The 6839-nt window shown below is 38.3% G+C and carries 8 protein-coding genes, 2 pseudogenes and 1 other annotated feature; of the genes and pseudogenes, 8 read left to right on the top strand and 2 right to left on the bottom strand.

Annotated elements, in window-relative coordinates; translation table 11 throughout:
• Positions 1-472, bottom strand: a 472-nt coding sequence (locus FTT63_RS14595; RefSeq protein ID WP_151817486.1) for an IS6 family transposase, incomplete at its 3' end; no start/stop codon positions are given.
• A gap of 63 nt (positions 473-535) precedes the next feature.
• On the opposite strand from FTT63_RS14595, the pseudogene FTT63_RS14590 reads away from it, so the two are divergent.
• Positions 536-667 (top strand): annotated as a pseudogene (locus tag FTT63_RS14590) (IS3 family transposase); the annotation flags it as partial.
• 234 nt (positions 668-901) lie between these two features.
• Here the strand turns inward: FTT63_RS14590 and FTT63_RS14585 are convergent.
• The gene (locus FTT63_RS14585; protein ID WP_108091264.1) at positions 902-1318 is read right to left on the bottom strand and encodes a conjugal transfer protein TraD; all 417 of its coding nucleotides are present in this window, start codon (positions 1316-1318) and stop codon (positions 902-904) included.
• A 279-nt stretch (positions 1319-1597) separates the two neighbouring features.
• Here FTT63_RS14585 and FTT63_RS14580 point away from each other — a divergent pair, with 279 nt between their 5' ends.
• From FTT63_RS14580 to FTT63_RS14550, 7 genes and pseudogenes are all read left to right on the top strand, one after another.
• Positions 1598-1753 (top strand): hypothetical protein, encoded by a 156-nt coding sequence (locus tag FTT63_RS14580; protein ID WP_002061201.1) that lies wholly within the window; start codon positions 1598-1600, stop codon positions 1751-1753.
• Entirely contained in the window at positions 1753-2682 is a 930-nt protein-coding gene (locus tag FTT63_RS14575) for a MobA/MobL family protein (RefSeq protein WP_119065094.1), read from the top strand. The genes FTT63_RS14580 and FTT63_RS14575 overlap by 1 nt, the downstream gene beginning before the upstream one ends.
• The gene (locus FTT63_RS14570; protein WP_068550831.1) at positions 2679-3179 is read left to right on the top strand and encodes a hypothetical protein; all 501 of its coding nucleotides are present in this window, start codon (positions 2679-2681) and stop codon (positions 3177-3179) included. The genes FTT63_RS14575 and FTT63_RS14570 overlap by 4 nt, the downstream gene beginning before the upstream one ends.
• Before the next feature lie 70 nt (positions 3180-3249).
• On the top strand, positions 3250-3546 hold the full coding sequence (locus FTT63_RS14565) for a BrnT family toxin (RefSeq protein WP_042087986.1): 297 nt from the start codon (positions 3250-3252) through the stop codon (positions 3544-3546).
• Positions 3536-3751, top strand: a complete 216-nt coding sequence (locus tag FTT63_RS14560) for a hypothetical protein (protein WP_042087985.1) — start codon at positions 3536-3538, stop codon at positions 3749-3751. Before FTT63_RS14565 ends, FTT63_RS14560 begins: the two co-directional genes overlap by 11 nt.
• A gap of 127 nt (positions 3752-3878) precedes the next feature.
• Positions 3879-4688: a hypothetical protein gene (locus FTT63_RS14555; RefSeq protein WP_108091266.1), complete on the top strand. Its 810-nt coding sequence runs from the start codon at positions 3879-3881 to the stop codon at positions 4686-4688.
• Between the two features lie 1146 nt (positions 4689-5834).
• A pseudogene (locus FTT63_RS14550) lies at positions 5835-6807 on the top strand (IS3 family transposase).
• Positions 6124-6240: a sequence feature (AL1L pseudoknot), on the top strand. (Overlaps the previous pseudogene by 117 nt.)
• Positions 6808-6839: the final 32 nt, after the last annotated feature.

Genomic DNA, 6839 nt, shown 5'->3' with positions numbered 1-6839 from the left:
GTGGACATTTACCTTCCCGTTTTAACCGTGATAAAGCACGTCCATATGTGGGTGCTTTATCCGTGTTGATCACTTGTGGAATTTGCCACTTCTTCACATTATTTAAAATTTTTCCAAGAAAACAATAAGCTGAATGGGTATTTCGTCTAGCAGAAAGATAGAAATCAAGAGTATGGCCACGTTGGTCAACTGCACGGTATAGATATGCCCATTTGCCATTCACTTTTACGTAAGTTTCATCCAGATGCCATAAATGTCGATCTGTAGGATTACGCCAATACCAACGTAAACGTTTTTCCATTTCTGGAGCATAACGCTGAACCCAGCGATAAATTGTGGTGTGATCAACATTCACTCCACGTTCGGCCAGCATTTCCTGAAGTTCACGATAGCTGATGCCATATTTACAATACCAACGAACAGCCCAAAGAATGATTTCACCTTGAAAGTGCCGACCGTGGAAGGGATTCATCTGCTGTATCTCGAAATAAATAAGATATTTAGCTTATCATGTCAGCCTATTTGCAACAGTGCCCAACTTGCGACACTAAATTGGGTAGATTGGTTCAATAAAGAGCGTGTACATAGTGCACTAGGTTATGTATCACCTTTTGATTTTGAAGCAATGTACTATGATAAGATTAACCCGTTAGGTCAGGTGGCCTAACTTAAATAAAAAACTCTCCGACAAACCCGGTACGGTTCATATTTTAGAAATCTCACCTTTATCTTTGTTTGTGATGAATACATTAGCAAGTTCCCATTTAGGTGCTGCATGAGAGAGAATTGGTAAAGATAGACAGAGTCCTAAGATAAACTTTTTCATTAATTGTCCTATGAAATCTCATAATGATTTGTTAAATCATAACTTAATTTATTGCTGATCTAGCTTAGCTTATAATTAATTTGAATTATTTTTACGTTGTTTGAGAACTTCTAATCCTAAATCCTTCCAAATTTGCCATTTCATATCATTTGGGTCTATTTCAGCAGTTTTAAGCAGAATTCCAAGTAATTCGGCTGGGTCACGCTGATCAAGGTTAGCAATTTCAAAAAGTGCGCCTAATTGAATGAGATGACGTGTACGAGCTTTTCGTTCAGCTTCCTTTTCTGCATTCAGTAATTTTCTAACTGCTATCTTCTGTTTATTCGCTCGATCTATGGCTTTTTCAGCTTTGATCAAGGCATTCAATTTTTTCTCTTGGTCGGGAGTACGGTATTGGATTTGAGCTAATTCTAATAAAAGCTTTTGTGCATCACTGGGATTCTTTAAAGCAGAAATGTAGGTAATTTTTTCAGACAGCCAATCATTATTCATATTCAATTCCTTAATTCATATACCGCAAAAGCACAGGCTCTATACTCAAAGAACGATAACAAAATAATTACGTCCAAGGTACGCAATTTTGTTAAAGTCGTTCTAGAGATTGTCGCCTGTACTTCCATCAAAAAATTGATGGCGCGCTTAGACGTTTCTCAATTTCATTGAGAAACCTAAGCACGTTAGGGACTTCATCCCTAAAACCCTGAAACTTCTTTTTTTCGTTCAATTGAAAATTGAATGAAAAAAAGAAGTACCAAAGCTAGGAGCAACAGCATGCAACTAAAACAGGTATTGGGAAAAATCAAAGATATTAGTTTTGGCGTGATCGCAGCACCGCTAATTATCATCATTATGATGTGGGCTTCGATACTTGATCAAAGAGCGTTTAAAAAAGAACGTAACCGAAAAAAGGAACAGGATAAGACCTAATGGCGATTGCTCGTTTAAGTGTCAAAGTCGGTAAGGCAGGTAAAGCAGCACCGCATGCCGAATATATTGATCGGGATGAAGAAAAAAAGCTGAAACAAGAACAGGCAGAAACCGACCTTGAACATAGTGCCTATGGGAATATGCCGAAATGGGCTGAACATAATCCGATTACCTTTTGGGAAGCAGCCGACCTTTACGAGCGCAAAAATGGCAGTACCTATCGAGAATATGAAATTGCCCTGCCTAGAGAGATGAATGCCAAACAACGTCTAGAACTGGTTGAGGAGTTCATTCAGTCCGAGATCGGCTCAAAATATCCATATCAGTTTGCGATTCATAACCCTAAAGCAATGGACGGCAACGATCAGCCCCACGTGCATCTCATGTTTAATGAACGTCTGCAAGATGGAATCGAACGAGATCCAGAGCAATATTTCAAACGCTATAACAGCAAAAATCCTGAACGTGGCGGAGCTAAAAAAGACAATACAGGCAAGAGTTACCAGGAACGAAAAATTGATATTAAAGACCTACGCCAAAGATGGGCGGATTTATGCAACAGCCATTTAGAAAAACATCAAATTGATAGCCGTATTGATATGCGAAGCTACAAAGAGCAAGGCATAGAGAAAGAACCCGAAAAGAAACTGTTACCAAGCCAAGCCAAAGACCCTGAAATTAGGGAAGCCCTACAACAATCACGTACAGCCTATAAAGAGCTTGAGCGACTAGACTTAGGCGACCCGAAACAAGACCTGAAAGACCTCAAAAACAGCCCAATTTCAGACAAAGAAATTAAACAGGGTATTGAGAGCTTTAAGGCTGATTTTGACAGCTTTAAACAGCTTGCTTTGGAACAGTACAAACAACAGCAGAAATTAGAAAGAGAGCAACAGAAAACAATGAAGTTTAGAGGGATGAGCCGATGACACCTGATGAAAAAAAGCTATATGCACTAATGGCAGTTGCAGAACAACAGCAGAACCTCGTCAATCAGGCCGTTAAAGAGCTTCAAATCACGAAAGAACACATTCAAAGCACTATTGCTGGGCAGACCCACCATACTGTATCAAAATCGCTAAATACGGGCTTACAGGAGGGTACAGCGGAGCTTATTAAGACCGCTAAAGCACTTGGACGCTTGAATAATTCAATTGAATCAGCCCGTGATCAGTTGTCATGGAAGCTCATTACCATTGTTCTAGGCATCTTTGCCATTCTGATGCTTGGTATCATTTGGCTGTTTAGTGTTTATATCAAACCTTTAGGCAATATCCCGCAGATCGAGAGCCTGAGACAGCAAGGCATCCAGTTTGATATTGGAAGTTGTAAAGTTGATGGAGAATCTAAACCGTGTGTCCGAGTGATGAAAAAGCAGTGCGGATATGGAAAAAATGGCGATTTTTGTGTCATAGACCCAAAATAATAAGAATATTTCTTATGCTAAAAGAAAATTCTTACTTAATTTCAATTCTACGAGAGGAAAAGGGGTAATCATGCCATTGATTGAATATTACGGCTTGTTATTTGAATGGCATGACCAAAAAATGGATTTAGTCTACAGAGGGCGTGAAATTACGTTCGAAGAAGTCTGTAGTATTTTCCTTGATCCTGCATTGATGTCTTTTGATGATGTAGGACACTATGACGAACAACGACTAATATCAGTCGGTTTAAGCAATCGTGGTAGACTATTAACAGTGGTTTGGGTTGAACGTGGAGATGTTGCGAGAATAATCACTGCATTTGAACCATCACATCACCAAAAGCGGAGGTACAGCAATGCAAAATGAATTAGAACGCTATAAAAATTTTGATCCTACCAATGCCCCATTGGTTAAACCTAGTTTTGTGAAAAAATTACAGGAACGTCACGCCATCGCTCAAGCAAAGGCTTTTGATGCTGATGTGGTGACATGGTTAGGTTCACAAGATAATGAAACAAAACAACATATTAACGATATGGTTCGCCATATTATGGCATTGAAACGTACTTAATTAGGTATGACCTCCCTTTTTTGTTTTAATGTTTGATTGATTAATTAGAAAGCTCATTTGGTATTCATACCAAATGAGCTTTTACTTTATAATTTTTGAAGGATACGCCGTGGTTAAGGAAGTTGTTATGTTGAAACATTCAAGTTTGGAAAGAAAAGAGTTCAAGCATGAAGAACTTGCACTAATAAAAAAACTTGATTTCAACGATATTGAGATTATTAAGCCTGATAATCTTGGACAAATCTTAATTTGGACTTCTAAACTTGCTGAATATCATCATGCTCAATTTGTTGAATTTAGTCATAAGTTAGATATTGTTGATGAAATAGAAGAGCGAGAAGAGATTAACAATAAGATTAATTTTTATAGAAAAAGTAGAGTTTTAGAGAATCATATCAAGGATTTCTATCTAAAAAAGCTATTGGATCAAGGAGAAGCGACAGTAAAGGGATATATCAAACATCCGATTAAACAGGATACAAATTACGCTGTAATTTCTTATCACGGATATCATTTTGTTAGTTTTGCTACTCCAGAGATTATTGAAAAATTTCCCTTACATTTTATTGATTTTGTACAAAGTGAAACACCAAAGACATTAGCAGATATACACTCTGATGAAGCTGTACTGCTATCAACGGTTAAGAATTTTATAACGCCCTTTAAAGAACAATATAAAAAAATAAAGAGTAAAAATAAGGAGATCAAAGAACACAATACGGTCGTACATAAAATTTATATAAAAATTAAAAATAAAGAAGCAACTTTGCAAAAGCCAACAGATTCAAAGCCTAAAGAATCTAGCCCCAAATCTGATGAAAAGATTACTTTACCAGTAAAAATGAAGCAGGTAGCTATTCAGCAAAATATAGCTTCACAAGAAAAGTCAATTACTGTGATTAAGAAGCGAAAATTTGCTTTAAATAAGGATAAGTAAATTTGTAATTGTAAATTATAAAGAAAATCCCCCCTAAGCCTTGCAACTTAGAGGGGTTTTCCAGTAAATTCTACGGTACGCAGTTATTTGATGTTAACCCATCGAATAACGAAGATCATAAGGTTTGGCGACCGTTATGATTTCACCAAAGGCTGGTACCTGAACTCTATTTTCACAATAAACAGTGTTTAGATCAAGTCTCAAAATGATAAGTCTTCGTTAATCCGTGTTTTAAATCATCAAATAAGCATCATAGATCGAGCTTTGCCTGCTTCTGCGTGTCCGTTTTAGGGATTGGCATGCGTTGCATGTGGAGGGAATAAGTGTCACTGGTGCAACGTAGCGATAGTCGAAAGGCTAAACCGCTACAGGGGAATCTCACAAAAGCGGAGCGTTAAGAGTAGCTGTATAGGTTGGTTAAGTTGCATGTTGGGGAAACCCTCGCAGAGATACCGCCATACTTCGACAGGGAGCGCGTGGGAGAAGGTGCAAGACCTTTAGTCCTTGTCTGCATAGTCTGCAAAGCTATGTGCGGATACGACCGATATACGTGGCTCCGAAGCCAAAAGAATATGCGGTAAATCGGCAATACTTAAAGGATGTGTCATTTTTTTAAATGACCGCCTTTAGGGAGAGTATTGCCGAAACTCTCTCAACCGTTCACCAAAGCCAAAGCACGAAGTGCGACGCTTGGGTAACGAGTTGAGAAGTTGAGAGCATGTGCTTTTGCTTTTATAGGTTTTTATATTTTTATAGAAGAGCTTTTGAGAAGCTTGTTCTGCTTAGGCTATTATTAAAATCCAATTCTGTTTGTATTAATAATAATGTTATTAGAATATTTTCCTCTGACATCATCGCAAACAGTTGTATAGCTATAATATTCATAGGTTTTTAGAGTACCAATAATATAGCCTCTTTGAAAAATAGGTTCCCATTGATTAGTAAATGGGCTCAAGAAAAGACCTTGTGAACATTCAATCGCTAAATTATTTTTCACTACATTATTTTTAGGATTTGAGTGAACTTCTTTTATAGAAAAATATCTAATATCATTATTATTTGGTGCTGTTTTGATTGAATTTTTGTCTACATATATTGAACCGTACCGGGTTTGTCGGAGACCAAGCTTTCTGAGAGAATGTCCCGATGAAAAAAGTAAAATATACCCCTGAAATCAGAGAAAGAGCGGTTCAATTATTGATTGAATCCGAGAAAGATTATCCATCGAATTGGGCTGCGATCACCGCTATTGCTCCCTGAGCAGTATACTGCGCAAGGGTTGTACTCCTGAAACACTACGTGTTTGGTATCAAAAATATTTAGATAAACAAAATCCAGTTAAAGTACAGCAGCTTTCAGACCAAGAACGTATCAAACAACTCGAACGCGAAAATAAAGAACTGCAACGCGCCAATGAAATTCTACGTAAAGCAGCCGCTTTTTTCGCCCAGGCGGAGCTCGACCGCCCACACAAATAATGGTGGATTTTATCCATAATAATAAAGAGCTGTACGGAGTCGAGGCGATTTGTAGAATTTTACCGATCGCACCTTCAACCTATTACCGGACTCTAGATCTCTGTGAAAATCCAGAACATCGAGCAAAGCGAGATTTACATGACTTGCATCATGCTGAGGAGATTAAACGAATTTGGAAGGAAAGTTCAGGTCGGTATGGTGTACGTAAAGTCTGGCAAAAACTGAAACGTGAAGGCTATATTATTGCGCGCTGTACTGTTGCTCGATTAATGCAAAAGCTAGGTATAAAAGGTGTTTGGCGTGGTAAGAACAAACAAACCACCCGTAGCCGAGATGATCAAAAACGAGCGGATGACTTGGTAAAACGTAATTTTACTGCTGATCATCCTGACCAACTGTGGGTGAGTGACTTTACGTATATTCAAACAAATTCAGGCTGGGTTTATACTGCATTTATTATTGATGTGTTCTCACGAGCAATTGTTGGATGGAAAGTATCGACACGGATGAATACAGATATGGTGCTCGATGCATTGGAGCAAGCATTTAGGGCGGCAGAGGGGGCTGGAACGCTGAGTGCGCCCATGCCGCATTGCGAAGCAAAAGATAATCGGATAAAATGTAGCAATTCATATTCGTAAGCGTGGAGTAATCAGATGGGAAATTCCAAGTC

This window comes from Acinetobacter sp. C15, from assembly GCF_013420645.1.
Lineage (GTDB): Bacteria > Pseudomonadota > Gammaproteobacteria > Pseudomonadales > Moraxellaceae > Acinetobacter > Acinetobacter indicus.
This window is presented reverse-complemented; position numbering and strand designations above follow the sequence as displayed.

Excerpts from the sequence above, each read along its gene's own strand:
- FTT63_RS14585 (WP_108091264.1), bottom strand. The coding sequence starts at position 1,318 with ATGAATAATGATTGGCTGTCTGAAAAAATTACCTACATTTCTGCTTTA.
- FTT63_RS14580 (WP_002061201.1), top strand. The coding sequence starts at position 1,598 with ATGCAACTAAAACAGGTATTGGGAAAAATCAAAGATATTAGTTTTGGC.
- FTT63_RS14575 (WP_119065094.1), top strand. The coding sequence starts at position 1,753 with ATGGCGATTGCTCGTTTAAGTGTCAAAGTCGGTAAGGCAGGTAAAGCA.
- FTT63_RS14570 (WP_068550831.1), top strand. The coding sequence starts at position 2,679 with ATGACACCTGATGAAAAAAAGCTATATGCACTAATGGCAGTTGCAGAA.
- FTT63_RS14565 (WP_042087986.1), top strand. The coding sequence starts at position 3,250 with ATGCCATTGATTGAATATTACGGCTTGTTATTTGAATGGCATGACCAA.
- FTT63_RS14560 (WP_042087985.1), top strand. The coding sequence starts at position 3,536 with ATGCAAAATGAATTAGAACGCTATAAAAATTTTGATCCTACCAATGCC.
- FTT63_RS14555 (WP_108091266.1), top strand. The coding sequence starts at position 3,879 with ATGTTGAAACATTCAAGTTTGGAAAGAAAAGAGTTCAAGCATGAAGAA.